The organism is Novosphingobium sp. HR1a (assembly GCF_015594425.1).
Lineage (GTDB): Bacteria > Pseudomonadota > Alphaproteobacteria > Sphingomonadales > Sphingomonadaceae > Novosphingobium > Novosphingobium resinovorum_A.
Genome location: NZ_JABXWS010000059.1, coordinates 111,962 through 134,871 on the forward strand (window position 1 = coordinate 111,962; position 22,910 = coordinate 134,871).

At 65.3% G+C, this 22,910-nt stretch carries 28 protein-coding genes; 14 read left to right on the plus strand and 14 right to left on the minus strand.

Going from position 1 to position 22,910, the window contains the following annotated elements; translation table 11 throughout:
- Positions 1-90 precede the first annotated feature (90 nt).
- Positions 91-1,581: a sorbosone dehydrogenase family protein gene (locus HWN72_RS16400; protein WP_211150733.1), complete on the minus strand. Its 1,491-nt coding sequence runs from the start codon at positions 1,579-1,581 to the stop codon at positions 91-93.
- A gap of 61 nt (positions 1,582-1,642) precedes the next feature.
- On the opposite strand from HWN72_RS16400, the gene HWN72_RS16405 reads away from it, so the two are divergent.
- Both HWN72_RS16405 and HWN72_RS16410 read left to right on the plus strand, forming a co-directional pair.
- Entirely contained in the window at positions 1,643-2,125 is a 483-nt protein-coding gene (locus tag HWN72_RS16405; RefSeq protein WP_037521322.1) for a GAF domain-containing protein, read from the plus strand.
- Positions 2,126-2,261: 136 nt separating this feature from the next.
- Entirely contained in the window at positions 2,262-2,918 is a 657-nt protein-coding gene (locus HWN72_RS16410; RefSeq protein ID WP_211150734.1) for a glycine zipper 2TM domain-containing protein, read from the plus strand.
- An 80-nt stretch (positions 2,919-2,998) separates the two neighbouring features.
- Here HWN72_RS16410 and HWN72_RS16415 read toward each other — a convergent pair whose 3' ends face one another.
- The 6 genes from HWN72_RS16415 to HWN72_RS16440 all read right to left on the minus strand — a co-directional run bounded on the left by HWN72_RS16415 (position 2,999) and on the right by HWN72_RS16440 (position 8,859).
- Positions 2,999-3,961: a ParB/RepB/Spo0J family partition protein gene (locus tag HWN72_RS16415; RefSeq protein WP_069708610.1), complete on the minus strand. Its 963-nt coding sequence runs from the start codon at positions 3,959-3,961 to the stop codon at positions 2,999-3,001.
- Positions 3,958-4,734, minus strand: coding sequence for a ParA family protein (locus HWN72_RS16420; RefSeq protein WP_008832535.1), 777 nt, complete (start codon positions 4,732-4,734; stop codon positions 3,958-3,960). Before HWN72_RS16420 ends, HWN72_RS16415 begins: the two co-directional genes overlap by 4 nt.
- On the minus strand, positions 4,731-5,372 hold the full coding sequence (gene rsmG / locus HWN72_RS16425) for a 16S rRNA (guanine(527)-N(7))-methyltransferase RsmG (RefSeq protein WP_036525655.1): 642 nt from the start codon (positions 5,370-5,372) through the stop codon (positions 4,731-4,733). Before rsmG ends, HWN72_RS16420 begins: the two co-directional genes overlap by 4 nt.
- Positions 5,369-7,216, minus strand: coding sequence for a tRNA uridine-5-carboxymethylaminomethyl(34) synthesis enzyme MnmG (gene mnmG / locus HWN72_RS16430; RefSeq protein WP_211150735.1), 1,848 nt, complete (start codon positions 7,214-7,216; stop codon positions 5,369-5,371). Before mnmG ends, rsmG begins: the two co-directional genes overlap by 4 nt.
- A 67-nt stretch (positions 7,217-7,283) precedes the next feature.
- Entirely contained in the window at positions 7,284-8,561 is a 1,278-nt protein-coding gene (gene mnmE / locus HWN72_RS16435; RefSeq protein ID WP_211150736.1) for a tRNA uridine-5-carboxymethylaminomethyl(34) synthesis GTPase MnmE, read from the minus strand.
- A gap of 37 nt (positions 8,562-8,598) precedes the next feature.
- On the minus strand, positions 8,599-8,859 hold the full coding sequence (locus HWN72_RS16440) for a DUF6489 family protein (RefSeq protein ID WP_008832531.1): 261 nt from the start codon (positions 8,857-8,859) through the stop codon (positions 8,599-8,601).
- 101 nt (positions 8,860-8,960) lie between these two features.
- Between HWN72_RS16440 and HWN72_RS16445 the strand changes: the two genes are divergently transcribed.
- Both HWN72_RS16445 and HWN72_RS16450 read left to right on the plus strand, forming a co-directional pair.
- A complete protein-coding gene (locus HWN72_RS16445; RefSeq protein ID WP_211150737.1) occupies positions 8,961-9,659 on the plus strand; it encodes a dienelactone hydrolase family protein in 699 nt (232 codons plus the stop codon).
- An 11-nt stretch (positions 9,660-9,670) separates the two neighbouring features.
- Positions 9,671-10,639 carry a quinone oxidoreductase gene (locus tag HWN72_RS16450; RefSeq protein WP_069708615.1) on the plus strand — a complete coding sequence of 323 codons (969 nt, stop codon included), beginning with the start codon at positions 9,671-9,673 and terminating at the stop codon, positions 10,637-10,639.
- 50 nt (positions 10,640-10,689) lie between these two features.
- Here the strand turns inward: HWN72_RS16450 and HWN72_RS16455 are convergent, their stop codons facing one another.
- The 5 genes from HWN72_RS16455 to hemE form a co-directional block, all read right to left on the minus strand.
- Complete coding sequence (locus HWN72_RS16455; RefSeq protein ID WP_081799005.1) at positions 10,690-11,427, minus strand: TerC family protein; 738 nt, start codon at positions 11,425-11,427, stop codon at positions 10,690-10,692.
- A 15-nt stretch (positions 11,428-11,442) separates the two neighbouring features.
- Positions 11,443-12,699 carry a transcription termination factor Rho gene (rho, locus tag HWN72_RS16460; RefSeq protein ID WP_008832527.1) on the minus strand — a complete coding sequence of 419 codons (1,257 nt, stop codon included), beginning with the start codon at positions 12,697-12,699 and terminating at the stop codon, positions 11,443-11,445.
- A gap of 278 nt (positions 12,700-12,977) precedes the next feature.
- Positions 12,978-13,313, minus strand: a complete 336-nt coding sequence (locus tag HWN72_RS16465) for a hypothetical protein (RefSeq protein ID WP_211150738.1) — start codon at positions 13,311-13,313, stop codon at positions 12,978-12,980.
- 13 nt (positions 13,314-13,326) lie between these two features.
- Positions 13,327-13,767: a CopD family protein gene (locus tag HWN72_RS16470; protein WP_211150739.1), complete on the minus strand. Its 441-nt coding sequence runs from the start codon at positions 13,765-13,767 to the stop codon at positions 13,327-13,329.
- 45 nt (positions 13,768-13,812) lie between these two features.
- The gene (hemE, locus tag HWN72_RS16475; RefSeq protein ID WP_211150740.1) at positions 13,813-14,838 is read right to left on the minus strand and encodes a uroporphyrinogen decarboxylase; all 1,026 of its coding nucleotides are present in this window, start codon (positions 14,836-14,838) and stop codon (positions 13,813-13,815) included.
- 346 nt (positions 14,839-15,184) lie between these two features.
- Between hemE and HWN72_RS16480 the strand changes: the two genes are divergently transcribed.
- The 10 genes from HWN72_RS16480 to HWN72_RS16525 all read left to right on the plus strand — a co-directional run bounded on the left by HWN72_RS16480 (position 15,185) and on the right by HWN72_RS16525 (position 21,599).
- Positions 15,185-16,033, plus strand: a complete 849-nt coding sequence (locus HWN72_RS16480; RefSeq protein ID WP_008829261.1) for a pyruvate, water dikinase regulatory protein — start codon at positions 15,185-15,187, stop codon at positions 16,031-16,033.
- 11 nt (positions 16,034-16,044) lie between these two features.
- Positions 16,045-16,629 carry a nucleoside triphosphate pyrophosphatase gene (locus HWN72_RS16485; RefSeq protein ID WP_211150741.1) on the plus strand — a complete coding sequence of 195 codons (585 nt, stop codon included), beginning with the start codon at positions 16,045-16,047 and terminating at the stop codon, positions 16,627-16,629.
- Entirely contained in the window at positions 16,626-17,480 is an 855-nt protein-coding gene (locus HWN72_RS16490) for a shikimate dehydrogenase (protein ID WP_211150742.1), read from the plus strand. Before HWN72_RS16485 ends, HWN72_RS16490 begins: the two co-directional genes overlap by 4 nt.
- Entirely contained in the window at positions 17,477-18,064 is a 588-nt protein-coding gene (gene coaE, locus HWN72_RS16495; RefSeq protein ID WP_211150743.1) for a dephospho-CoA kinase, read from the plus strand. Before HWN72_RS16490 ends, coaE begins: the two co-directional genes overlap by 4 nt.
- Positions 18,065-18,114: 50 nt before the next feature.
- On the plus strand, positions 18,115-18,798 hold the full coding sequence (gene dnaQ, locus HWN72_RS16500) for a DNA polymerase III subunit epsilon (protein WP_008829265.1): 684 nt from the start codon (positions 18,115-18,117) through the stop codon (positions 18,796-18,798).
- A 25-nt stretch (positions 18,799-18,823) separates the two neighbouring features.
- Positions 18,824-19,396: a ribosome hibernation-promoting factor, HPF/YfiA family gene (gene hpf, locus HWN72_RS16505; RefSeq protein WP_008829266.1), complete on the plus strand. Its 573-nt coding sequence runs from the start codon at positions 18,824-18,826 to the stop codon at positions 19,394-19,396.
- A 113-nt stretch (positions 19,397-19,509) separates the two neighbouring features.
- Positions 19,510-19,971, plus strand: coding sequence for a PTS sugar transporter subunit IIA (locus HWN72_RS16510; RefSeq protein WP_036525647.1), 462 nt, complete (start codon positions 19,510-19,512; stop codon positions 19,969-19,971).
- Complete coding sequence (locus tag HWN72_RS16515) at positions 19,961-20,446, plus strand: PaaI family thioesterase (protein ID WP_036525646.1); 486 nt, start codon at positions 19,961-19,963, stop codon at positions 20,444-20,446. Before HWN72_RS16510 ends, HWN72_RS16515 begins: the two co-directional genes overlap by 11 nt.
- Entirely contained in the window at positions 20,446-20,772 is a 327-nt protein-coding gene (locus HWN72_RS16520) for a DUF1491 family protein (protein ID WP_211150744.1), read from the plus strand. The genes HWN72_RS16515 and HWN72_RS16520 overlap by 1 nt, the downstream gene beginning before the upstream one ends.
- Before the next feature lie 200 nt (positions 20,773-20,972).
- A complete protein-coding gene (locus tag HWN72_RS16525; RefSeq protein WP_008829270.1) occupies positions 20,973-21,599 on the plus strand; it encodes a cell wall hydrolase in 627 nt (208 codons plus the stop codon).
- A gap of 135 nt (positions 21,600-21,734) precedes the next feature.
- Here HWN72_RS16525 and xth read toward each other — a convergent pair whose 3' ends face one another.
- Positions 21,735-22,511 carry an exodeoxyribonuclease III gene (gene xth, locus HWN72_RS16530; protein WP_008830914.1) on the minus strand — a complete coding sequence of 259 codons (777 nt, stop codon included), beginning with the start codon at positions 22,509-22,511 and terminating at the stop codon, positions 21,735-21,737.
- On the minus strand, positions 22,508-22,840 hold the full coding sequence (locus HWN72_RS16535; protein WP_036525641.1) for an iron-sulfur cluster assembly accessory protein: 333 nt from the start codon (positions 22,838-22,840) through the stop codon (positions 22,508-22,510). Before HWN72_RS16535 ends, xth begins: the two co-directional genes overlap by 4 nt.
- Positions 22,841-22,910: the final 70 nt, after the last annotated feature.

Below are 22,910 nucleotides of genomic sequence, written 5' to 3' on the forward strand. Positions count from 1 at the left end.
GCATCACCGTAGCTGCACGCACGGCGACGACAGTATGGGGGTCTGGGAGTCCTGAGCTTGTCGAAGGGGCCCCAGGACTTCCTCTTCTAATTACTGCGGCAACAGCCGATCGTCTTCCTTCCGGAATCCACCCATCAACTTCGCCGCCTCTTCCGGAGAAGTCGGGTCCTTGATGTCCTCACGCGGCTTCATATGCTCGGTGACGACGGGCTTGATCGCCACAGAAGGCTGCGCCCCCGGCGACACCACGCGCCAGACGATCCCCGCCGTGTCGTCGCTGACCAGCAGCGCGCCGCCCTTGTCCCACGTGACCCAGGTAGGACGGCCGTGCGTATCGCCGTTGTCCTTGAGGAAGCCCGTCAGCACCGGCTGCGGCTTCACGTCCTTCGGATTGCCGTTGGCATCGAAGGGAATGAACACCACGTCGTAACCCGCCGAGGGACGGCGATTCCACGAACCGTGGCGAGCGATGAAGACGCCGTTCTCATAGCCCTTGCCCATGCGATTGCCGCCATTGGCGAACGTCAGCCCCAGCGCCGAGACGTGGGCGCCCAGCGCGTATTCCGGCTTGCGGGTATATTCGATCATGTAAGTCTGCATCGGCCACTGGACGCGTTCGTCGAAGGTGTCCTTCCAATAGACCCACGGCCAACCGTACTGCGCGCCGACCGGCACATTGGTGAGGTAGTCCGGCACGAGATCCGGGCCAAGCATGTCGCGCTCCTGCACCGTCGCCCACATCTCGCCGGTCGAGGGGTTCCAGCCCAGACCGTTGGGATTGCGCATGCCGACCGCGAACTGGCGGCGGCGGGCGGTTTGAACGTCGACCTCCCAGATCATCGCGCGGCCGGTCTCTTCCTCCATGCCGTTCTCGGCAACGTTGCTGGCAGAGCCGACCGCGACATAGAGATGCTTGCCGTCCTCGCTCAGAAGCAGGTTGCGCATCCAGTGGTTGCCGGCGGGCGGCAGGTCGATCATCGTGCGCAGCGGCCGCCCTTCCAACTTGGTCTGGCCGGGCGTGAAGGCGAATTCCAGCACCTTGTCGTGGTTCGCCACGTAGAGCTTGCCGTCGCGGTAGGCGAGGCCCGAGGGCGAGTGCATGTCATCGCTGCGCAGCGTCGTCTTCAGTTCGGCCTTGCCGTCGCCGTCGGCGTCACGAAGCAGCACGATGCGGTCGGGCGAAGCCTCCCCGGCACCGACGCGGTTGAACATCAGGCCCATGACGAAGCCGGTGATCCCACCCGGCTTGTTCCCCGCCGGAGCATTCGTCTCCGACACCAGCACGTCGCCGTTGGGCAGCGTGAGCATGGTGCGCGGATGATCGAGCCCTTCCGCGAAGCGGGCAACCGTCAGTCCCTGAGCCGCCTTGGGCGCCTCGCCCGCAGCCCAGCCCACCGGCTTGGCGAGCTTGATGCTGGGGATCCACTGCGCCTTGGGTTCGACCAGCTGCGGGTTCTTGCCTGCCGTCGCATCGCTCGGCAGCTCCGAGGTGTTGGAGTTCAGGCCCCAGTACACGAACCCGGCGGCAGCCAGGACGATCACGGCGGAGGCGATGGCGGTCTTCTTGACGATCGGATTCATGCGCCAAGAGATAGAGCCGCACCGGCTGGCCGACAACAAAGACTTGCGCTAAATGCGCGGCATGTACGACTTTGCCGCAGACGCCGATCTCCCCAAGCCCGAACTCTACAGCGCCCTCGCCCGCGCCGCCGATGCGCTGGTGCAGGGAGAGCCCGATCCCATCGCCAACATGGCCAATCTGGCGGCGGTGATCTGGCAGTTCGTGCCCGACCTCAATTGGGCCGGTTTCTATCGAACCGTGGAGGATGAGCTGGTGCTCGGCCCGTTCATGGGCAAGCCCGCCTGCATCCGCATCCCCTTCGGCCGCGGTGTATGCGGTACGGCGGCAGCGCTCGGCACCACGCAGGTCGTGCCCGACGTCCATGCCTTCCCCGGCCACATCGCCTGCGATGCCGACAGCCGCTCCGAACTTGTGGTGCCGGTACTGCGTGACGGCAAGGTCATTGCGGTGATCGATCTCGACAGCCCCACCCCCGGCCGCTTCGATGACGAGGACGCAGCCGGGATGCAGCTTCTCGCACAGGTCGCCTCGCTGGCCATCTGAGCCCGCACCAAAACGGGACACCGACAGCACATCCGCGCAAGATGCTTGGTTTTGCGCGGATCACGATGCTAAATTTTGCGTTAACTGACGGGGCTGACTTTCATCGCCCCGCGTTTCTCGCGAAAGGGTACCCTCGATGCGTCTTCCTCTGCATGCCGTCGTCATCGCGACGCTGTCCTTAGCCGCATCACCGGCGCTCGCCCATGATGGCCCGCACGGCGATTCCGAAGCCCGTCCCTACGGTTATGATCGGGACTATGACGGGCGCGGCTACGATCCACGCGAAGCCTGGCTCGCGGATTGCCGTCAGCGCCTGTCCTCGCGCGATTCCGGCGTCGGTGGCGCGGTCATCGGCGGCGTGGTCGGAGGCGTTGCGGGCAACCGCATCGCCGGGCGGGGCAATCGCACTGTTGGCACCGTAGCAGGCGCAGCCGTAGGCGCCGTCGCCGGAGCCGCCATCGACAAGGCCGAGGATCGCGGCCGCAACCGCGACGAGTGCGAAGCCTATCTCGACGACTATTATGCCCACTACGAGCGTGGCGGCGCTTACCCCGGTTACGCGCCGCAGGGCTACTACCCCGCCTACGGCTACCCGGCGCAGGGTTGCTGCATGGCCCAGCCCATGATGATGGTCCCGGTCGCCCAGCCCAAGCAGAACTGCACCGAGACCGTCGAATACGTCTACGAGGACGTGCCGGTCCGCCCTGCCCGCCGCGTCATCCCCCGCCGCAGCAAGGTGGTCCCGGACAAGCGCGTGAAAATCGTCCCCGACAAGCGGGTGCCGATCAAGTAAATCGGCCGTGCCGAAACGAAGGAACCCAGGACGGCCTAGGCTGCCCTGGGTTCCTTCGTTTTACGCGCAATGACGAAAGTTCAGATCGCGCCGCCGGTCAGCCGCTGGCAGATCAGGTCGAGCTGATCGAGCGTGGCATAGCGGATCGTCACGGTGCCGGTCGAAGGATCGGCATCGGCGCTGATCTTCACCGGCAAGCCGAGGAATTCCTCGAGGTGGTTCTGCACCGCCGCGATGTCCGCATCCTCCGAACCACTCCGCGCCGCGCGTGCGGAACGGCGGGGCGCCACATCGCCGCGCTGCTTCTTGCGCACCAGCTTTTCCACGTCGCGCACCGACATCTGCTTGGAGACGGCAGCCACTGCAATGTCCTCGGCGTCGTCGCAGCCGATCAGGGCGCGGGCATGGCCCATCGACAAATCGCCCTTCTCGACCAGCAGGATCACGCCGTCGGGCAGAGCGAGCAGGCGCTGGAAATTGGCGACATGGCTGCGGCTCTTGTCGACCATCCGGGCGATCTCGGCCTGAGTCATGCCCTCCAGTTCAGCAAGGCGGTTGTAGGCCCGCGCCTCTTCGATCGGGTTGAGGTCCTCGCGCTGGAGGTTCTCGATCAGCGCCAGCGCCATGACCTCGCGGTCGGACAATTCTCGGACCAGCGCCGGAATCTCGTGAAGCTGCGCCTTCTGCGCCGCACGCCAGCGACGCTCACCGGCGACCAGCTGGTAACGGCCGTTATCGAGAGGGCGCACGATGATGGGCTGGATCACCCCGCGCTGCGCGATCGACGCAGCGAGTTCCTCCAGCGCCGATTCCTCGAAATAGCGACGCGGCTGATGCGGATCGGGCTTGATGTCGGAGATCGACAGCACCGCCAGGCCACCGCGCGTAGGCGCGACCGTGCCGCCCTCGCCCGTCGCCGGGACCGGCTCCTCGCGTCGGCTTTCGCCCAACAGCGCGCCGAGGCCACGGCCAAGACCCTTGGGCTTCTGCCCGCCCGCCTTCGGCTGGGGTACGCTGAAGCGCACGATGGAGTCGTCGTTCATGCCGCTTTCCTCTTTTCGGGCAATCGGGTGATCAGCTCGCGCGCGAGCGCCATGTAGGCGCGGCTGCCGGCGCAGGCGTGATCGTAGATGAGCGCCGGAACCCCATGGCTCGGCGCTTCGGAGAGGCGCACGTTGCGCGGAATGACGGTCTCGAACACCAGCTTGCCCAGCACGGAGCGCACGTCGTCTGAGACCTGTTCAGTCAGGCGGTTGCGGCGGTCGTACATGGTCAGCGCGATGCCGATGATGCCAAGATCGGGGTTGAAGCGCTGCTGCACCCGCTCCACCGTCTGCAGCAGCTGGCTAAGCCCCTCGAGCGCGAAGAACTCGCACTGCAGCGGCACCAGCAGGGTATCGGCGGCATTGAGCGCGTTGAGCGTCAGCAGGCCCAGCGAGGGCGGGCAGTCGATCAGGCAGACGTCGTAGCCGAGGTCCGGGGTCAGCGTGCGCTGCAGGCGATGCGCGCGGTCGTCGGCGCTGACCAGTTCGACCTCGGCCCCGGACAAGTCCACTGTCGCAGGCAGCAGATCGAGATTCGGAATCCGCGTCGGCATGACGCACTGCGACACCGGCACCTTGTCGACGAGCACGTCGTAGGACGACGCTCCGCGTTCCGATGCCCCGACCCCGATTCCCGTGGATGCGTTGCCCTGCGGGTCGATGTCGATCAGGAGTGTTTTCCACCCGGTAGCGGCAAGCGCGGTCGCGACATTGATTGCCGTCGTCGTCTTTCCGACGCCGCCTTTCTGGTTGGCGATGGCAATGCGAATCACCCGATCTTACCCTTCCCGTCGGCAAGGGTGCCGACAATGATGCCCGCCTGCGGGTCCGTCAGGGACTGTTCCACGTGGAACACATGCCGCCACTTGCGAAGGTCCTGCAATTCTTGACTGGCAGACCGCCCTTTGGGCAACAGGAACACGGTGTCACTTGTGGAAAATCGCGCGGATAACGTCAGCAATTTGTCGAGAGGCGCAAAAGCACGGGCGGAGATGACGGCTGCCTGACGACTTTCGACCAGTTCGAGGCGTTGTCCGGCAATCGAGGCGCAATCGAGTCCCATCGCGATTCGCGCGCGGTCGAGCCATTCGATTCGCCGCGCGCGCGATTCGACCATCACGACTTCGCATTCGGGCCGAAGCGCCGCGATCACCAGTCCGGGGAATCCTGCGCCGGTGCCGAGGTCCATCCAGGGCGTCGATGTTTCACGTGGAACATGCGGCAGCAACTGCGCGCTATCGACAATATGCCTCAGCCAGACCTGATCTAGACTGGCGGCCGATACGAGGTTCTGGCGCTGGTTCTCTTCCGCCAGCATGGCGACGAGCAGTTCCAGTCGCTCCATTGCCACCGCGTCGCATTCAGGCAGCGCACGCAGCCATTCGCGCGCCTCGTCTTCGGTCGTGATCACGCGGCCTCCCTGCGGGCATGGACAAGCAGCGCCGCCAGCGCCGCCGGAGTGATTCCCGGAATCCGCCCTGCTGCCGCCAGGGTCGCGGGACGCGCCCTTGTCAGCCGCTCAACCATCTCGCGGGAGAGGCCGGCGATCCGGTCATAAGGAAAATCGTCGCCAAGGCTCAGCGCTTCGCTGGCGCGCAGATCACGCAGTTCGCGCTCCTGCCGTTCGAGGTAAGGCGCATAAGCCGCGTCCTCGGCCATCTCCTCGACGAGATCGGCGTCGGCGCGAAGGGCGGGATCGATCCACGGCGACAGTCCCGCAATATCGACGCCGCCAAAGCGCAACCAATCGCGCAGCGGCAGACGCCCGGCATCGGAGCGAACCGGCAGTCCCGCCGCCGCCAGTTCAGTCGAGGCCAAGGGCGCATCGAACGCCTGGCCCAGAGCCGCCCTCGCTTCCTCCCGGCGGTTGAACCATGCGTGACGTGCAGCGGTCACGGCCCCGGCATCGATCGCCAGAGGCGTCAGGCGGGTCGTCGTATTGTTGGCGCGCAGACGCAGGCGATACTCCGCGCGCGCGGTCAGCATGCGGTAAGGCTCGCTGACGCCATGCAGCGTAAGGTCGTCGACCATCACCGCCATGTAGCTGTTCGCCCGGTCCAGCGCAGGCGCATCGCGGCCGAGCACAGAAGCCGCAGCATGAAGCCCGGCGACCAGACCCTGCGCGGCCGCTTCCTCGTATCCGGTCGTGCCGTTGATCTGGCCCGCGCAATAGAGCCCGGGAATCTCTCGCAGTTCCAGACTGGTCCGCAGTGCGCGCGGATCGATGTGGTCGTACTCCACCGCATAGCCCGGCACGACCATTTCCACCGTCTGCAGCCCCTCCATTGTGCGCAGCATTTCCAGCTGCACATCGGCAGGAAGAGAGGTGCTGATGCCATTGGGATAGACGAGGTGCGTCGTCAGCCCCTCGGGCTCCAGAAATATCTGATGCCCGTCGCGGTCGGCGAAGCGGTGGATCTTGTCTTCGATCGAGGGACAGTAGCGCGGCCCCTGCGCCCCGATCGCGCCGGAGAACAGAGGGGACCGATGGAGGTTCGCGCGGATCACGTCATGGCTGCGCGGGTTGGTCCGGGTGATCGCGCAGAACACCTGCGGCACCGCGCGCCGCTGCTCCATCGGCGACATGGTCCAGGCCTCGCCGTCCGAAGGCTGCTCGCCCAGACGTGACCAGTCGATGGTGCGCCCGTCGAGCCGGGGCGGCGTGCCGGTCTTGAGCCGCGCCATCGGCAGCGCCGCATCGCGCATCTGCGCGGCGAGCCGCTGCGCCGATGCCTCGCCGATGCGACCCCCGACCAGACGCTCCTCACCCCGGAACAGCGTGCCGCCGAGGAACGTGCCGGTGCACAGGATCGTCGCGGGCGCGCTCAGCCGGGTGCCGTCGGCAAGATCGACACCGACCGTGCGACCGCCTTCGAGCACTAGCGCTGACGCTTCACCAGCGACGAGCGTGAGATCGCCCTGCTCCTTGAGCAGCCGCTGGATCGCCGCCTTGAACAGTACGCGATCCGCCTGCACGCGCGGGCCCTGAACCGCACTGCCCTTCGACCGGTTGAGCATGCGATAGTGAATCGCCGCCGCATCGGCCGCTCGCGCGATCAGTCCGTCGAAGGCATCGACCTCACGCACGAGATGGCCCTTGCCCAGTCCGCCGATCGCCGGGTTGCAGCTCATCGCCCCGACCGCGTCGAGGTCGAAGCTGACGAGCGCCACGCGCGCGCCCATGCGGGCGGCCACTGCCGCCGCCTCACAGCCGGCATGGCCGCCGCCGATTACGATCACATCGAAGGAGTGCATGACGTCGCCTTACCGCGTCGCGGATTTCACGTCAAAGCACCTCGGCATGTTCCACGTGGAACATCGCTCATTTTCCAATGCAGAAGCGGGCGAACAGAGCGTCGAGCATGTCCTCGGTCGTCGCCCGGCCGACGAGACCATCGAACGCCACGCGCGCGCGGCGCAGGCACTCCGCGACCAGCAACGGGTCGGTCTCATGCCGTGTCGCGCGCAAGGCCAGTTCGGCATCGGTCAGCAACGCATGCTGCCGCGCATTGAGGGCCGCATCACCGGGTCGCGGCATCGCGTGCCGCGCAGTCTCGATAAGGTCATCGCGAAGGGCATCGAGGCCCTCGCCGGTCACCGCTGAAATCGCATGGCGCGCCGCCGGGTTCGGCCGAGCCGAGGGTGTGTCGATCTGCGGGGTCACTTCCCACGCCGCGTCAGGCCCCTCCCCCGCCGCTCCAAGCCAGAGCACGAGGTCAGCCCGGTCCAGCGCCGCACGGGCGCGATCGATACCGATAGCCTCGATCACGTCGTCCGTCTCGTCGCGCAGACCGGCGGTGTCGGCGAAGACGAACGGCACGCCGCCGATGGCGACGGCGCGCGTCAGGACGTCACGGGTGGTTCCGGCCAGTGGCGCGGTGATCGCCGCCTCGTCCTCTACCAGCGCATTGAACAGGGTGCTCTTGCCTGCGTTTGGCGGACCGGCCAGCACCACGCGAAAGCCTTCGCGCAGAGTTTCCGCGCGAGGACGCGAGAGCCAGTCGGACACTTCGGTCGCCAGGGCGTTGATGCGAGCGATGAAGTCGGCAGAGAGGTCCGCGACATCGTCTTCATCCCCGAAATCGAGAACCGCCTCCACCGACGCCGATGCGGTGAGCACTCGCATGCGCCAGTCGTCCACCTGCCGGGACAAGGCCCCGCCCGCCATGGCGATCGCGCTGCGCCGCTGCAGTTCGGTCTCGGCCGAGAGCAGGTCGGCCAGCCCCTCGGCCTCGGCAAGATCGATGCGGCCATTGGCGAATGCACGGCGGGTGAACTCCCCCGGGACGGCGCGGCGCAAACCGGGAAGATCGGCCAGTGCCCCCTCGACCGCAGCGACGACGGCCTTGCCACCATGCAGATGCAGTTCGGCCAGGTCCTCGCCGGTTGCCGTGTTCGGCCCGGGAAACCAGAGAACAAGCGCATGGTCGAGCACTGTTCCACGTGAAACACTCAGGCGCTTATAGCTGGCGCGACGCGGTGTGGGGATGGCCCCGGCAAGGCTCGACAGCGCCTCGCCGGCTCTCGGTCCGCTTATCCGGATTACGGCGATGGCGGCAGGCGGAGAGCCGCTGGAAAGCGCGAAGATCGTATCGTCCATATGCCCGCCCTCCCCTAGCAGGGAGGCGAAGCGGACGCTACTCGCCCTTCTTTGGCTTGGCGCCGCTCATCGCCATGGCCACGCCGTTTTCGAGGAACTGCTGAAACAGCTTCAGCCCCATCTGCCCCATCGGCGCGACCTGCTTGGCCAGCTCGTTCATCTGGTCGAAGTTGGTGGTGCCTTGCATCGCGTTGGTCAGCGCATCGACGTAAGCCTCGTTCGCACGGGTGACGTCGGGCAGGCCGAGGAAACGGCGCGCCTCTTCAGGGGAGCATTCGACCTCGACATTGACCTTCATCGCTCGGCTCCCGCTGAATTATCGCAGCATGACTGACACATGCGCTTGGCAAAGTCCAATCCAAGTGCCTTACTCGCCGCAAAGCGAACAGGAGAACAGACATGGCCACGAACACCGAGATTCCCACCCTCGACGGTGACGGCACCTTCCCTGCTTACGTCGCCGCTCCCGAAGGCACGCCGCGCGGCGCGATCATCGTGCAGCAGGAAATCTTCGGCGTGGACGAAGGCATCCGCCGCAAGGCCGACCAGTGGGCCGCGAAAGGGTATCTCGCAGTCGCCCCTGACACGTTCTGGCGGCAGAAGCCGGGCATCGAGCTGAGCCCTTACGTAGAGGCGGAAATGCAGGCCGCGCTGGGCCATATGATGAGCCACGACTTCGACCTCGGCATGCGGGATATCGAAGCCGCGATCCACTGGATCCGCCGCGAGAAGCAGGTCGAGAAAGTCGGCTTCGTCGGCTTCTGCATGGGCGGCAAGATCGCTTACATGGCAGCCGCGCGGACCGACATCGACGCCTCGGTCGGCTACTACGGCGTGATGATCGACCAGATGCTGAACGAGAAGCACGCGATCGCCCGCCCCCTCATGCTGCATATCCCCACCGCCGACCACTTCGTCAGCCCCGAAGCGCAGAAGGCGATGCACGACGGACTGGACGATCACTCGAAGGTCACGCTGCATGACTACGAAGGGCTCGACCATGGCTTCGCGGCCGAGATAGGTGCGCGCCGCGACGAGGCCGGCGCCGAACTTGCCGACGGTCGCACCGAAGCCTTCTTCGCCGCGCACATCGGCTGAGAGGACGGGACATGACCAGCAGCTATCGCATGATCGTGCGCGCCCACGGTGGCCCGGAAGTCATCGAGCGGGAGGACTTCGCGATCCCGTCGCCTGCTCCCGGCGAAGTGGTAATCGAGACCGAAGCGGTCGGGCTCAATTTCATCGATACCTATTATCGCAAGGGCCTCTACCCCGATGCCCTGCCGATCAGCCTCGGCTCCGAGAGCGTCGGGCGGATTGTCGCAGTGGGCGAAGGCGTCGCCGACCTCGCGGTGGGTGACCGCGTCGGCACGACGCAGAACGGCGGGGCCTATGCCACGCATCGCGCGATCCCCGCCGCCAAGGCCATGCGCATCCCTGAAGGCGTCGCACCCGAAATCGCCGCCGCCGTGATGCTCAAGGGGCTGACCTCCTGCTATCTGGCCGAAGACACCTTCCCCGCGAAGGCCGGTGACGTCGCGCTCGTGCATTCCGCGGCAGGGGGCGTGGGCTCTCTGCTGGTGCCCTGGCTGCTCGACAAGGGCGTGACGGTGATTGCACACTCGGGCAGCGCCGAGAAAGCCGCGCAAGTGCCGGGAGAACACTCGCTGCACTGCCCCTTTGCCGAACTGCCCGAGGCGGTACGGGACATCTCCGGCGGGGCCATGTGCAACGTCGTCTACGACGGCGTCGGCGCCGCAACCTGGGAGGCGTCGCTCGCCTCGCTGCGCAAGCGTGGGATGATGGTCAGCTATGGCAATGCGTCTGGCACGGTGCCGCCGATCGCATTGCTCGATTTGATGCGAGGGGGATCGCTCTACGTCACCCGGCCGACGCTGGCGGACCATGTAGCGACGCCCGAACTGCTGGCGGCGAGCGCGAAGAAGCTGTTCGATCGGATTGCTTCGGGAGTGCTGAAGCCGAAGATCGGGCAGACCTTCGCTCTGAAGGACGCAGCGGATGCGCATAGGGCTCTGGAGAGTCGGTCGACGACGGGATCTACGATCCTGGTTCCGTAGAAGCAGGCAGGATAAATCTGGGGCCACTACCCCAGATTTATCTCTCAATCTCAAAAAAGCGTGATAATTCCAAGGGTTGGATCAGTCCACCCCTCATAGATCATCTTGACCGCGACATAGAGGATCACGGCAAGCCCGACCCATCCGATCCAGCGATACCGCTCGATGTACCGCGCAATGAAATTCGCGGCGAGGCCCATCATCGCCACCGCAACGATCAGGCCGACAATGAGGATACCGGGATGCTCGCGCGCGGCACCGGCCACGCCGAGCACGTTGTCGATCGACATCGACACGTCCGCCACCGCCACCGAAATGGCGGCTGAAGCGAAGCTTTTGGAAGGCGCGAGACCGGAGCGTTCGTCGCCCTCGATCTCGGGCGATCCGACGGAATGCTCGCCCACCGGGCTATGGTGCAGTTCGCGGTACATCTTCCACGCGACCCACAGCAGCAACAGGCCGCCGGCGAAGACGAGGCCGACTATGCCCAGCAGCCAGGTCACCACCAGCGCAAAGCCGATGCGCAGGACCAGCGCGGCGAGGACACCGATGGCGATGACCTTCTTGCGTTGGTCTGCCGGGAGCCCCGCCGCCAGTGCGCCGACGACGATCGCGTTGTCGCCCGCAAGGACGACGTCGATCATCAGCACCTGGAGGAACGCGGAAAGCGCCGCCGGGGTGCCGATGTTCGCAAAGTCGGTGACGATGTGGTGCCAGATCTCCGCCGGGCTCTGGATACCCCCTGCCGCTTGGGGTGCTGCGGCAAGGATCGTCAGGATATCCAACATCGTCTCCCCGGGCGCTTACTGGTTCATCGTGGCGAAGAAGTCCTCGTTGGTCTTGGAGTCCTTCATCTTGTCCAGCAGGAACTCCATCGCGTCGATGGTGCCCATCTGCATGAGAATGCGGCGCAGCACCCACATCTTGGTGAGCTGATCCTTGGCCACAAGCAGTTCTTCCTTGCGGGTGCCGGACTTGCCGACGTCGAGCGCCGGGAAGATGCGCTTGTCGGCCACCTTGCGGTCGAGGACGATTTCCGAGTTACCGGTGCCCTTGAACTCTTCGAAGATGACTTCGTCCATGCGGCTGCCGGTGTCGATCAGGGCGGTGGCGATGATGGAGAGCGAGCCGCCTTCCTCGATGTTGCGCGCGGCGCCGAAGAAGCGCTTGGGGCGCTGCAGGGCGTTGGCATCGACACCGCCGGTCAGCACCTTGCCCGAGCTGGGCACCACGGTGTTGTAGGCGCGGCCGAGACGAGTGATCGAGTCCAGCAGGATGACCACGTCGCGCTTGTGCTCGACGAGGCGCTTGGCCTTCTCGATCACCATTTCGGCGACCTGGACGTGGCGCTGCGCGGGTTCGTCGAAGGTGGAGGAGATGACCTCGCCCTTCACGCTGCGCTGCATGTCGGTGACTTCCTCGGGGCGCTCGTCGACGAGCAGGACGAGGAGGAACACCTCGGGGTGGTTGTCGGTGATGGCCTTGGCCATGTTCTGCAGCAGCACGGTCTTGCCCGTGCGCGGCGGCGCCACGATCAGCGCGCGCTGGCCCTTGCCCTGCGGCGAGACGAGATCGATCACGCGGGCCGACTTGTCCTTGACCGTGGGGTCGAGGGAGTCGAGGCGGAGGCGCTCGTTCGGATAGAGCGGCGTCAGGTTGTCGAAGTTGACGCGGTGGCGCACCGCGTCGGGATCGTCGAAGTTGACGCTCATCAGCTTGGTGATGGCGAAGTAGCGCTCGCCCTCCTTGGGGGCGCGGATTTCGCCTTCGACGGTGTCGCCGGTGCGCAGGCCCCATTTACGGACTTGATTCGGCGAAACGTAGATGTCGTCGGGGCCGGCGAGGTAGTTCGCCTCGGCATTGCGCAGGAAGCCGAAACCGTCGGTCAGCACTTCGATGGTGCCCTGTCCGATGATTTCCTCACCGTCTTCGGCCACTTCCTTGAGGATGGCGAAGATCAGGTCCTGGCGGCGCAGCGTGGAGGCGCTTTCGACGCCCAGTTCCTCTGCCATTTCGACCAGCTCGGCCGATGACTTCTTCTTGAGTTCTTTGAGATGCATTTTCGTGAATTCCAGATGGATTTGTAGTGTCGGCCGGCGGGATCGATGGGCTTGGGGAAAGCAGATCCAGGCAGGAGACAAAGGCTCGCGCCCTGTTGCCGGAACGCCGCTCAGATACGCATTCGCGGCGGCTCGGTCAACGAGTCAATCCGCAGGGCGGCAGGCCGGTGGGGTGAATCGAAATCGAGGCGCGAAAGCCCACCCCCAACCCCTCCCGCAAGCAGGAGGGGAGCGAGACTTGCTGAGCCGAAGGCGAAGCTAGTCGCAGCGGGGTGGGCCTAGCGAGCGCCCTCGTACTTGTCCTTCCACGCCTCGAACTGCCCTGCGAGCGGGTCCAGCTGGGCATGACAGCGCGCCTTGTCGGCCTGATAGGTCTGTGCCCCGTACCCCGGCGCCTCGAGGATCGCGTCCAGCGCGGCAGTGATGTCCAGTTGCGGGGAACGCGCCTGAATCCGGCCGAAGTAGTACAGCGCGCCGCCGTCCACTTTCGTCCGCAAGTCCCCCTTCACCTTCCCGGCCGCAACCGAGAGATAGGCCAGACAGTGAAGATCGTCCTGATCTGCCTGCGGCAGCGCGGAGAGAGACAACGCGGCGGCAAGCAGGGAAACGATCATCACCTCACTCCGTTCAGAACGGCTTCACGACCACCAGAATGACGATCACCACCGCCGCCAGGCCCGGAACCTCGTTCAGCAGGCGCAGCTTCTTGCCGGTCAGCGGCCGCTCGCCGCGCGCCAGCTTCTTCGCATAGCCGACCAGCCAGCCGTGATAGCCCGAGAGAGCCACCACGAAGAGCAACTTGGCATGAAGCCACCCTTGATCGAACGCACTGATCGAAAGCGCTGTAAGCGCCCCCAGAACCCACGTGAGCACCATCGAGGGCGTCAGGATGATCGACCGCAGCTTCGCCTCGCGATCGACCCAGCGCGCTTCTTCCGCCGAGCCGGGATCGCTCTCCTGGTGATAGACGAAATAGCGCGGCAGCATGAACAGCCCCGCCATCCAGAAGATCACGAAGATGACGTGCCCGGCCTTGAGCCAGGGATAGAGACTTGCGAGAATTGCCATGGTGGAAGCCCTTTAGCGCGTCGTCATGCCAGTCTCAACCGAGACTCAACGCTCCCAGCTGCGAACGATCGCCAGCAACTGCTCGACATTCGCGATCGGGGTGAACTGGCCGATGCCGTGGCCGAGGTTGAACACGTGGGGACGGTCCGCGAAAGCGTCAAGCACCGCGCGGGCCTGCCGGTCGAGGTCCTCGCCGCCCGCCAGCAGGAGCAGCGGATCGAGATTGCCCTGCACCGGCAGCCCTTGGGGAAGTTCGCGCGCGGCCCAGATCGGGTCGATGGTCTCGTCGATTCCGACCGCGTCGACTCCGGTTTCGCGGGCATAGGCGGGAAGTTTCTCGCCCGAGCCCTTCGGGAAGCCGATGATCGGAGTCACGGGGTGACGCGCCTTCACGGCAGCGGTGATCGCGGCATTGGGGGCGATCACCCAGCGCTCGAACTGCGCGGGCGAGAGACTGCCTGCCCATGAATCGAACAGCTGCACCGCTTCGGCGCCGGCCTCGATCTGGCCGCACAGGTATTCCACGGTCACCTGAATCACCGCATCGATGATTGCTCCGAAGGCGCCCGGATCGCGATAGGCCATGGCGCGGGTGTCGTGCTGGTCGCGACTCCCCTCGCCTGCCACCATGTAGGTCGCGACGGTCCAGGGCGAACCGGCGAAACCGAGCATCGTCTTGTCGCTATCGAGCGCCACGCGAACCTTCCGCACGGTCTCGTAGATCGGCGAAAGACGCTCGGGCACCTGAGTCAGCCCCTCCAGCGCATTGTCCACAAGCCGGGGAGTCAGTTTCGGCCCCTCTCCGGCGAGGAACTGGAGGTCCTGCCCCATCGCGTAAGGCACGATGAGGATGTCGGAGAACAGAATGGCGCCATCGAAGCCGAAACGGCGGATCGGCTGCAGGGTGATCTCGGCGGCGGCGTCCGTATCGTAGACGAGCGCGAGAAAACCGCCCTTTTCGGCGCGCAACTCGCGGTATTCGGGCAAGTAGCGGCCGGCCTGGCGCATGAGCCACAGCGGCCGCCTGCGCGCGTTGTTTCCGCGCAGAGTTTCGAGGAGGATTCCGGGCATCGCGTCACGTCCCAACAAAAAAAATAGAAATTTTATATAAGGATGATGGAGTCTGTTGGCCCTGTGGATATCGGGGATTGGCTCGCCTTGCCCGATTTACCCCCGGATGAACAGATTGAAGAGTCAGATGCGACTCTTGGACGAGAGTGAGTCAACGAAAGGTTGTTCGCCTTGTCCACAGGGTGTGGGAAGAGTCGGCCCGCCTGTCCAGAAACTGACTCGGTGAATCCCCATAGCGGGCAGGAAATGCCGCTGAGGAGTTTTCACCGAGTTGTCACCGGGCTCCTCCCATGGTTTATGCCGCCACATATCCACACCCCTTGCCCTTCGGAGGCCCTGAGCCGGCATGGCGCGTTTCCACCTGCACCTCCTGTCAGATTCCACCGGCGAAACGCTGGAGATGATCGCCAAGGCGGCCCTCGCGCAGTTCGACGACGACGGCGAAGTCCTGCGGCATTTCTGGCCGATGGTTCGTTCGCAGCAGCACCTCGACCGGATCATGGGCGAGATTTCCGCGAACCCGGGCCTCGTCTTCTTCACCCTGGTCAACGAGGAGACGCGCGGGCGCCTCGAAGAGAGGTGCCAGCAACTCGGCCTGCCAGCGATCGCGGTGCTCGACGGGGTGACCGACGCGCTCGAGGCGCTGCTGGGGCAGGAGGCGAAGGGACGTCCGGGCCGCCAGCACCGGCTCGACGACGCCTATTTCGCGCGCGTCGATGCGATCCAGTTCACCATTGCCCATGACGACGGCGTGTTGTGGGAAGAGTGGGAGGAAGCCGACATCCTGCTCGCCGGGGTGTCGCGCACCAGCAAGACGCCGACCTCGATCTATCTCGCCAATCGCGGGTACAAGGTGGCGAACATCCCGATCGTCGTCGAAAGCCCGCCGCCGCAGATGCTGTTCGGGCTGCGCCATCCGCTGGTGGTCGGCCTGACGACCGCGCCCGACCGGCTGATCCAGATCCGCCGCAACCGCCTGCTCTCGCTCAGCCAGTCGCCCGACACCGACTATGTCGCGACCGATGCGGTGGAGAGCGAGCTGAAATATGCGCGGCGCATGTTCGCGGACAATTCCTGGCCGGTGATCGACGTCACCCGCCGCTCGATCGAGGAGACCGCCGCGGCGGTGATCAACCTCTATAACGAACGCAAGGCGGCGGGCCAGACCGGCCAGGTCGGCCCGAAGCCCATCTGACAGAGTTTTCCATGATCGTTCTTGCATCCCAGAGCGGTTCACGCCGCGCCATGCTCGAAGCGGCGGGCATCGCCTACCGCGCCCAGCCCGCCCATGTCGACGAACGCGGGATCGAGGCAGCGCTCGGCGATGCCTCCGCGCCCGAAGTCGCGTTGGAACTTGCGAAGGCAAAGGCCCTGAATGTTTCACGTGAAACATCGGGTGCGGTCGTGCTCGGTAGCGATTCCCTCGTGTCCTGCGGTGGGCGGCGGTTCGACAAGCCCGCCAGCCGGGAGAACGCGGCCGAGCATCTGCGCTTCTTCTCGGGTAAGGTGATGGAGCTGCACAGCGCGGCTGCCCTCGTGCGCGATGGCGAAGTGCTCTGGGCGGAGAACGCGGTGGCGCAGTTGCATGTCGCGGATTTGTCCGATGCCTTCATCGAGAGCTACCTCGACGCGGAATGGCCCGAAGTCGGTGCCTGCGTCGGCGTCTTCCGGATCGAGGGACGCGGCGTGCAGCTGTTCGAGAAGATCGACGGCGACTATTTCACGATCCTCGGCATGCCGCTGCTCAAGGTACAGGCGGCGCTGCGCGGATTGGGAGTCCTGACGCGATGACACGCTATGCCGAAGTGATCGGCGATCCGATCGCGCAGTCCAAGTCGCCCGCGATCCACAATTTCTGGCTTGCCGAGCTGGGGATCGAAGGCCGCTATGACCACTGCCTCGTCAAGCTGGAGGACCTCGGCGACTATCTCGCGAAGCGCCGCGCCGATCCCGACTGGCGCGGCTGCAACGTGACGATGCCGCACAAGCTGTCGATCCTGCCGCTGATGGACCGGCTCGACCCCCTCGCTGCGCAGATCGGCGCGGTCAACACCGTCGTGCGCGAGTCCGACGGCACCCTCACCGGCTACAACACCGACGCGCCGGGATTCCTGGAGCCGGTGCGCGATGAACTGGCGAAGACGCACCTCTTCCGCATGGCCCGCATCCTCGGCACCGGCGGCGCGGCGCGGGCGATCATCGCGGGGCTGGCCAACGAGCACTTCGTCATCGTCCTCGCGGGCCGCGATCCGGCCAAGGCGCGCGCCATGCTCGACGAACTCGCGCCGGGCGGCGAGCACCACGCCATCGGCCTCGACCACTTCGCCGACGCCACCGACTTCGCCTTCGACGACCGCGAGCAGTGCTTCGACCTTGTCGTCAACGCCAGCCCGCTCGGCATGACCGGGCAGCCGCCGCTGGCCTTCGACTTCAGCCACGCGCCGCCGCGCAGCGTGGTCTACGATATCGTCACCAGTCCGCTCGACACGCAGTTCCTGCAGGATGCACGCGGCGCCGGGTTCGAGACGGTGGACGGCCTCGCCATGTTGATCGGTCAGGCGGACTCAGCGTTCACGCATTTCTTCGGCGCCCGCCCTCCCCGCGACCGCGACGCCGCTTTGCGCGAGCTGATTCTGTCGTGAAAATTCTGGGCCTCACCGGATCGATCGGCATGGGCAAGTCGACGGTCGCGCAGATGCTGCGCGACCTCGACGTGCCGGTGTTCGATGCCGATGCGGCGGTGCACGAACTGCAGGGTCCGAACGGCGCGCTGGTGCCGCTGATCGAGGCGGCCTTTCCCGGCACTACGGATGCGTCAGGTGTCGTTAGACCCCTGCTGGGTGCCGTCGTGTTCCAGGACAAGGACAAGCTCGTGACTCTGGAGCGAATCGTCCACCCCGCCGTCGCGGCGATGCGGGGGGACTTCCTGCGGGACAATGCCGAGGCGCCGCTGGTCGTCTTCGACATTCCGCTGCTCTACGAAAAGGGCAGCGAAAAGTGCCTCGATGCCGTCGCGGTAGTGTCCGCCCCGGCCGGGGAACAGCGCCGCCGGGTGCTCGCGCGGCCGGCCATGACTGCGGAAAAATTCGAGCAGATTCTGGCACTTCAGGTGCCCGATGCCGAGAAGCGCACGCGTGCCGACTACGTGATCGACACCGGCACTACGCTCGATGCGACCCGCGAACAGGTGGCCGGTATCGTGCAGGCGCTGAGGCGAGCCGAATAATCCGCTCCAGCCCCTTGCACATGGGGGCGCACAGGCAGATATGGAGAGGGATGAGAGAGATCATCTTCGACACCGAAACGACCGGCTTCGACCCGAAAAACGGGGACCGCATGGTGGAAATCGGCTGCATCGAGATGGTCAACCGGGTGGTGACCGGGCGCACCTACCACGCCTATTTCAACCCAGAACGCGGCATGCCCGCGGAGGCAGAGGCGGTGCACGGCCTGTCCGACGCCTTCCTCGCCGACAAGCCCCTGTTCTCGGCCTGCGCGCAGGAATTCCTCGACTTCATCGAGGACAGCGCGATGGTGGCGCACAACGCCAACTTCGACTTCAACTTCATCAACGCCGAGCTGAAGCTATGCGGGCTTCCCGAGGTTTCGCGTGAGCGCATGGTCGATACCGTGGCGCTCGCCAAAGTGCGCCATCCCGGCGCCAAGCTCTCGCTCGACGCGCTTTGCAGTCGCTACGGGATCGACCGCAGCCACCGCACCAAGCACGGCGCGCTGCTCGACTCCGAATTGCTTGCCCAAGTTTACGTGGAACTGCGGGGAGGCCGTCAGATCGGCCTCGAACTTTCTGCAGAAACCACTGAGATCGTGACGGAAATCAAGGTTCTCAACACGAAGAACCGTATTTTCCGTCAGCCGCGTCCCCACGCGGCTACCGAGGCGGAACTCTCTGCGCACGCAGAGTTTCTCAAGTCGGTCGATACCCCGCTCTGGGGTGCCTGAACTCTAAGTCTAAGGAGAAACGCCCATGGATATCCGCGTCTCTGGTCACCAGGTCGAAACCGGCGAGGCCCTGCAGGTCCACGCCAACGACAAGCTCACGGCGATCATCGAGAAGTATTTCAACCGGGCGCTGTCGTCTCACGTCACTTTCGGCCGAGCGCCGGCGGGGGCGTTCAAGTGCGACATCATCATGCACGTGATGCAGAACCTCGTGCTCAAGGGCAGCGGCATGGCGCAGGACGCGCATGTCGCCTGCGATCAGGCCGCCGAGAAGATCGACAAGCAGCTGCGCCGCTACAAGCGCCGCCTGAAGGACCGCTCCGAACAGACGGCCCATGCCAATGCGGCCGAGGACGCCGCCTACACGATCTTCGAGGAGAACGTCGCAGACAACGACACGGACGACCTCGAAGCCGACGCCCCCGTGGTCATCGCCGAAACCCGGGTGGACGTTCCCGAAGCCACCGTTTCGGACGCGGTAATGATGCTCGACTTGCGCAATACTACGGCTCTCTTCTTCAAAAATGCTGGCACCGGGCGGCATAATATGGTCTACCGCCGCGGTGATGGGTCGATCGGCTGGGTCGAACCGCACTGACGCTTTTCGCGCACAGCTTCTGATCGCAACGAGAGGAAGAAACGAACCCCCGGTTTTCCGCCGGGGGTTTCGGAGCATGCAATGTTGGCAACCGGTCAAGTATCAGAAACGCAATGAGTGGGCTTTTTTCGCTGGCGCCCGAGGCTGTCATCACCCTCGACGCGGACAGCAAGGACATCATCCTGGACCGCCTCGCGGCTCGGTTCGCTTCGGTCTATGGTCTCGACCATCAGGCCGTGCTGGCGCGCATCACCGAGCGTGAGCAGCTTGGCAGCACCGGGTTCGGGCGACGCATCGCCATCCCCCATGCACGCATGGCCGGGCTGACGCGTCCCGTTGCCGTGTTCATGCGCCTCGCTTCCCCGGTCGAATTCGAAGCTGCGGACGGCGTGCCGATCGACCTCGTGTTCGGCCTGCTCTCCCCCGAAGGCGCGGGCGCGACACATCTTCATGCTCTGGCGGCAATCTCGCGCATGATGCGTGACGAGCGCATGCACGAAGCTCTGCTGGCCGCTCCGGGCACCGAAGCGCTCTACAGCCTGCTGAGCAACGTCATCGACCGCGATGCCGCCTGAAGACACTGCCGAAGGCCAAAGTCAGGGCGGCGCCGGGCTCCACTGGCGCGCGCTGGAGGGGCTCTATGCCTCCGCCCCCATCAACCAGATGTTCCGCTCAAAGCTGGAAATCGTCGGCGATGGGCATGCGCGCATCACGTTCCTGGTCGAGCCCGACTGTTTCCATGCGGCCGGGGCGGCGCACGGGACCATTTATTTCAAGATGCTCGACGATGCGGCTTTTTACGCCGCCAACACTCACGTCACCGATCGCTTCCTGCTGACGACCTCGTTCAACCTGCACTTGTCCAAGCCCATCAAGGGCGGCCGTATCGTGTGCGAGGGCCGCTGGGTGAGCGGTCGCCGCCGCGTGCTGGTGGCCGAGTCCTGGCTGATCGACGAGGACGGCGAGGAATGCGGGCGCGGCACCGGAACGTTCATGCGATCGCGCATCGCGCTCTCCAGCCTGCCCGGCTATTCGATTCCGCAAGCCTGATGGATGCCCGCCTCCCCGCTCACCTCGAGGTTTCCGCACTGATTCGCCGCGTCAATGGCGAGGGCGGATTCGCGACGGTGCTGGCTAAAGGCGAACAGGACGCCGGGACGATCCTTGTCGTTCTTTCGCACAACGGATCGAATGTGCGCCTTCATGAACGGATGCCGGAGCTCGACGGCACCCGGCGCTGGCGCTGCTCCAAGACTCAGGATCCTGAAAACCCGTTCGAATTTCAGGAGTACCTCGACCGGCGCAAGCGTCAGGACCCCGACGTGTGGATCGTCGAACTCGATGGCGCAGACGCCGAACGCTTCATCGGGGCCTGACCCGGTGCGGGTTGACTTGCCCGGCCCACAGCCTAAAGGCCCCCTTCACTGACGCGAAAGCGGCTCGGACAGCACTTCGGCTCGTCCGGCTAGCACGCAGACGGGGAATCGTCGGCAGGCTCGACGGAAACAGAACGTCACTTCGTGGCATTCCGTTCCAGCCTGTGTCGGACCGGTTCACCGCCTTTGATCAAGTTTGAATGCGAAAGAAAGTTGAGTGGGCGAGCGCGATTGCGCTGGCCGCGACGGTTCTCACCGCTCTTCTAGGCGCCACGGGCTCGGGCGCCGCCGCATCGGATTTCATTCCGACGCTGGTAGAAACGAAGCCCACCCCGCAGTTCGTTTCCGAACCGGTCGTGCAGGCGCTTCCCGCCGCCGAGACCGAGACCGAGGAAGCAGACGCCCCCGATGCGGATTCCCTTCAGGAACTGGTGTCTCAGCAGGAGACGCCGGACGACATGTCGCGCGACATGCGCTGCCTTGCCGGCGCGATCTACTTCGAAGCACGCGGTGAATCGCTGGAAGGCCAGCTTGCCGTGGGCCGTGTGATCGTCAACCGCACCAAGTCGGGCCGCTTCCCGACGAGCTATTGCGGCGTGGTCTACCAGCCCTCGCAGTTCTCGTTCATCCGGGGCCGTTCGATGCCCGCCGTGCGTGAGAATTCGCCCAGCTGGCAGGAAGCCGTCGCCATCGCCCAGATCGCCGAGGACGGCGCCTGGAAGAGCAAGGCCAAGGGCGCACTGTTCTTCCACGCCAAGCGCGTGTCGCCGCGCTGGAGCAAGCTGACGAAGCTGGCTCAGGTGGATAACCACATCTTCTATCGTTGATCGCTGATCCTCCCTGTTGCGAAGCAATGGGGAGGTGGCAGCCCGCAGGGCTGACGGAGGGGTTATTTCCCCTCCACCACCGACTTCGTCGGCGGTCCCCTCCCCATCGCTTCGCGACGGGGAGGATTTTTTGTTTCAGGCGGCCTTCAGTTCGACCCACACAGGCGCATGGTCGCTGGCCTTTTCCCGCCCGCGATGAACCTTGTCGACACCGCACGCCGCCAGCCGGTCCGCCAGTTCGGGCGAGAGCAGCGAGTGGTCGATGCGGAAGCCGTGGTCGCGTTGCCAGGCGCCTGCCTGATAGTCCCAGTAGGTCCACACCCCTCCGCGCGGGTTGTGCGTGGCGAGCGCGTCGGTCCAGCCGTCTCCGAGGAGGCGGAAGTAGGCGTCGCGGGATTCCGGCTGCATCAGCGCGTCGGAGGCCATTGCAGAGGGCGTCCAGACGTCGCGGTCGGTCGGGATGACGTTGTAGTCGCCGGTGATGATGGCCGGCACTTCCTCGGCCTTGATCACGTCCATGCGGCGGCGCAGGCGTTCCATCCAGCGCAGCTTGTAGTCGAACTTGGGGCCGGGCAGCGGATTGCCGTTGGGCAGGTAGATGCACACGATCCGCACACCGAAGACCTGCGCCTCAAGATAACGCGAATGTTCGTCCTCGGGCTCGCCATCGAGGCCGCGCTGGACTTCGACGGGCATTTCCCCGTCGGCGAGGATGGCGACGCCGTTGAAGCCCTTCTGGCCGTGCCAGATGCCCTTGTAGCCCAGCTTCTCGAACTCGGCGATCGGGAAGCCTTCGTCCTGCGTCTTGATCTCCTGCAGGCAGGCGACGGCGGGACGGGTTTCCTCGAGCCATTCGAGCAGACGGGGCAGGCGTGCCTTGACGCCGTTGATGTTGAAGGTGGAGATCCTCATACCGAGAAGCTGGACCCGCAGCCGCAGCCTGCGGCGGCATTCGGGTTTTCCACCCGGAACGCCGCGCCGCCTAGCGACTCCACGAAGTCGACGACGCAACCCTGGACGAGGTCGAGGCTGACCGAGTCGACAAGGAGCTTCACCCCGTCGGTCTCGGCCACGCTGTCGTCCGCGTCGGGGGCGTCGGCGAGGCCGAACTTGTACTGGAAGCCCGAGCAGCCCCCGCCTTCGACGGCAAGCCGCAGGATTGCGGGCTTGCCCTGCTTGCTCGCGATCGCGGCGACGCGCGCGGCGGCCGAGGGGCTGAGAGTCACGGTCTGCTGTTCCATGCGTCCGATGTAGGCGCGGCCTGACCCTTCGACAAGCTCGGGGTGACCCTTCGACAGGCTCAGGGTGAGC

Bases quoted from the DNA above. Each gene is read 5' to 3' on its own strand.
- HWN72_RS16400 (WP_211150733.1), bottom strand. From the start codon at position 1,581: ATGAATCCGATCGTCAAGAAGACCGCCATCGCCTCCGCCGTGATCGTC.
- HWN72_RS16405 (WP_037521322.1), top strand. From the start codon at position 1,643: ATGTACGACTTTGCCGCAGACGCCGATCTCCCCAAGCCCGAACTCTAC.
- HWN72_RS16410 (WP_211150734.1), top strand. From the start codon at position 2,262: ATGCGTCTTCCTCTGCATGCCGTCGTCATCGCGACGCTGTCCTTAGCC.
- HWN72_RS16415 (WP_069708610.1), bottom strand. From the start codon at position 3,961: ATGAACGACGACTCCATCGTGCGCTTCAGCGTACCCCAGCCGAAGGCG.
- mnmG (WP_211150735.1), bottom strand. From the start codon at position 7,216: ATGCACTCCTTCGATGTGATCGTAATCGGCGGCGGCCATGCCGGCTGT.
- mnmE (WP_211150736.1), bottom strand. From the start codon at position 8,561: ATGGACGATACGATCTTCGCGCTTTCCAGCGGCTCTCCGCCTGCCGCC.
- HWN72_RS16440 (WP_008832531.1), bottom strand. From the start codon at position 8,859: ATGAAGGTCAATGTCGAGGTCGAATGCTCCCCTGAAGAGGCGCGCCGT.
- HWN72_RS16445 (WP_211150737.1), top strand. From the start codon at position 8,961: ATGGCCACGAACACCGAGATTCCCACCCTCGACGGTGACGGCACCTTC.
- HWN72_RS16450 (WP_069708615.1), top strand. From the start codon at position 9,671: ATGACCAGCAGCTATCGCATGATCGTGCGCGCCCACGGTGGCCCGGAA.
- HWN72_RS16455 (WP_081799005.1), bottom strand. From the start codon at position 11,427: ATGTTGGATATCCTGACGATCCTTGCCGCAGCACCCCAAGCGGCAGGG.
- rho (WP_008832527.1), bottom strand. From the start codon at position 12,699: ATGCATCTCAAAGAACTCAAGAAGAAGTCATCGGCCGAGCTGGTCGAA.
- HWN72_RS16465 (WP_211150738.1), bottom strand. From the start codon at position 13,313: ATGATCGTTTCCCTGCTTGCCGCCGCGTTGTCTCTCTCCGCGCTGCCG.
- HWN72_RS16470 (WP_211150739.1), bottom strand. From the start codon at position 13,767: ATGGCAATTCTCGCAAGTCTCTATCCCTGGCTCAAGGCCGGGCACGTC.
- hemE (WP_211150740.1), bottom strand. From the start codon at position 14,838: ATGCCCGGAATCCTCCTCGAAACTCTGCGCGGAAACAACGCGCGCAGG.
- HWN72_RS16480 (WP_008829261.1), top strand. From the start codon at position 15,185: ATGGCGCGTTTCCACCTGCACCTCCTGTCAGATTCCACCGGCGAAACG.
- HWN72_RS16485 (WP_211150741.1), top strand. From the start codon at position 16,045: ATGATCGTTCTTGCATCCCAGAGCGGTTCACGCCGCGCCATGCTCGAA.
- HWN72_RS16490 (WP_211150742.1), top strand. From the start codon at position 16,626: ATGACACGCTATGCCGAAGTGATCGGCGATCCGATCGCGCAGTCCAAG.
- dnaQ (WP_008829265.1), top strand. From the start codon at position 18,115: ATGAGAGAGATCATCTTCGACACCGAAACGACCGGCTTCGACCCGAAA.
- hpf (WP_008829266.1), top strand. From the start codon at position 18,824: ATGGATATCCGCGTCTCTGGTCACCAGGTCGAAACCGGCGAGGCCCTG.
- HWN72_RS16510 (WP_036525647.1), top strand. From the start codon at position 19,510: ATGAGTGGGCTTTTTTCGCTGGCGCCCGAGGCTGTCATCACCCTCGAC.
- HWN72_RS16515 (WP_036525646.1), top strand. From the start codon at position 19,961: ATGCCGCCTGAAGACACTGCCGAAGGCCAAAGTCAGGGCGGCGCCGGG.
- HWN72_RS16520 (WP_211150744.1), top strand. From the start codon at position 20,446: ATGGATGCCCGCCTCCCCGCTCACCTCGAGGTTTCCGCACTGATTCGC.
- HWN72_RS16525 (WP_008829270.1), top strand. From the start codon at position 20,973: ATGCGAAAGAAAGTTGAGTGGGCGAGCGCGATTGCGCTGGCCGCGACG.
- xth (WP_008830914.1), bottom strand. From the start codon at position 22,511: ATGAGGATCTCCACCTTCAACATCAACGGCGTCAAGGCACGCCTGCCC.
- HWN72_RS16535 (WP_036525641.1), bottom strand. From the start codon at position 22,840: ATGGAACAGCAGACCGTGACTCTCAGCCCCTCGGCCGCCGCGCGCGTC.